The 1,520-nt window shown below is 36.9% G+C and carries 3 protein-coding genes; 2 read left to right on the top strand and 1 reads right to left on the bottom strand.

What is annotated here, in order from left to right; translation table 11 throughout:
- Window positions 1-205: hypothetical protein (locus H6G97_RS52105; protein ID WP_206759188.1), on the top strand; the 205-nt coding region annotated here is incomplete at its 5' end.
- Between the two features lie 137 nt (window positions 206-342).
- Here the strand turns inward: H6G97_RS52105 and H6G97_RS51135 are convergent.
- Window positions 343-906, bottom strand: coding sequence for a hypothetical protein (locus H6G97_RS51135; protein ID WP_190947783.1), 564 nt, complete (start codon window positions 904-906; stop codon window positions 343-345).
- Here H6G97_RS51135 and H6G97_RS51130 point away from each other — a divergent pair.
- Window positions 905-1,426, top strand: a complete 522-nt coding sequence (locus H6G97_RS51130; RefSeq protein WP_190947782.1) for a hypothetical protein — start codon at window positions 905-907, stop codon at window positions 1,424-1,426. The genes H6G97_RS51135 and H6G97_RS51130 overlap by 2 nt on opposite strands.
- Window positions 1,427-1,520 lie beyond the last annotated feature (94 nt).

The raw sequence follows: 1,520 nt of genomic DNA, 5'->3' as shown, positions 1-1,520 counted from the left end.
ATGTCAGGTTGCTGGGGTAAGCTTTACTCATGTTGCTCTCTCGGTGCTGTTTATTGTCTATTCACAGCTTATACTGAGAGAGCTTTTTTACAACCTGCCCGACTTTTCAAACATCCTCTTAGGGATGATTATATTTCTGGCGAAAGTTCAGAATCCATCAGCTAATTTCTTAAATCAATTGCCACCGAAATCTATCCAGAAATAACAAGCGTGTAGGGTTTAGGGTAATCATTGCGAAATAAGATTAATTTTTCACTTGTAAATTAAGGAGTTTTAAACTACTTAACCATTGGGATGTAAAGACCAAAGATATTTTTGACTTACACTACACCCAACACCCTGTTAAAGATAACGATTGCGGTAGTTATCTTTTGAAAGTTTGCGAGATTTTTTTGTAGTCCATTGCCATAAAGGAGTTAAGCGTTCAACATCCTGGAATAACAACCGCCAAGAATCATTATATGTGTACTGGTAAATAACATTAGCCAGTACACGTAAACATCTTAGCGGTTGGCTTTTTACTTGTTCTTCAGCAAAACGAAGAACGATCCAGTTTGCTTGGACAAAGCATTTATTACGATAGTCATCCATACCTACACAGTGAATTGGTTCATGAGTGAGGAGAGTAAATGGTTCGTCAATCTCTAAATCAATGTGCAAGTTTGTATTTGGTTCCACGAAAAGAAAATCGGCACTGTAAGCGGCTGTGTGGTTCAAAGGTAGCAACTCTTGTTGAGAAAAAATGTGAGGGTAAAAATACTTTTGTAGTGTCAAGCCAAAATCCATCTCAGAAGCACCTAACTTCGTGCTTTCGTTTGATTTTGAAGGTAAAATCAATGGCTGAAAACTGCCTTGTTTAACACCTTCGGGAATAAGCAATATGGGATAACAAGGACGGTTTTTCATGAATGATTTAATGGCAGAAGTTTTCAAGTTAATTAAACTACAAAACCCGATGTTTGCTCTAGAATCTCCTTTACAAGAACGACCAAAATTATTAAGCAATATTGTCTTTCAATGTGAGTTACAAAATATCAAATGTTACTTGTGGTCATTTGAAGATGATTCTTTATACCAATTACAAATTGGTACAGGAAAACTAACATTACAAAGCGTTAGTGAGTACCAACCTAAAGACAAATCTCGACAAGAACACTATTTTGAAATCTTACGCTTTTGGAAATTCACTCACTTACAAGGCGTTCTCATATTAGAGGGGATATTTCCTTGGTTAACTAGCAATTCTGAGTTTCTCACTAGTGAGTGGATTAAGTCGGCTCTGATTAACCTGAAATTATATAACCGTAATTCGCCTAAAACTGCCATCCTCTTGGGGCCAAACGCTAGCTTATCACCGGATATTGCAGCAGAAGTAGTCACTCTTTATCAACAACTACCAACTATAGGAATCATATTTGATTTCTGAAAAAGGCTATGAGATAATACGGAGGTGTATATCTGTCTAACAGCGAACAATGATAAACCAGCATTTACAAGCGGCGATCGCAGAACTACAAGAA

It is taken from the genome of Nostoc flagelliforme FACHB-838 (assembly GCF_014698065.1).
Lineage (GTDB): Bacteria > Cyanobacteriota > Cyanobacteriia > Cyanobacteriales > Nostocaceae > Nostoc > Nostoc flagelliforme_B.
This window is presented reverse-complemented; position numbering and strand designations above follow the sequence as displayed.

Bases quoted from the DNA above. Each gene is read 5' to 3' on its own strand.
- H6G97_RS51130 (WP_190947782.1), top strand. From the start codon at position 905: ATGAATGATTTAATGGCAGAAGTTTTCAAGTTAATTAAACTACAAAAC.
- H6G97_RS51135 (WP_190947783.1), bottom strand. From the start codon at position 906: ATGAAAAACCGTCCTTGTTATCCCATATTGCTTATTCCCGAAGGTGTT.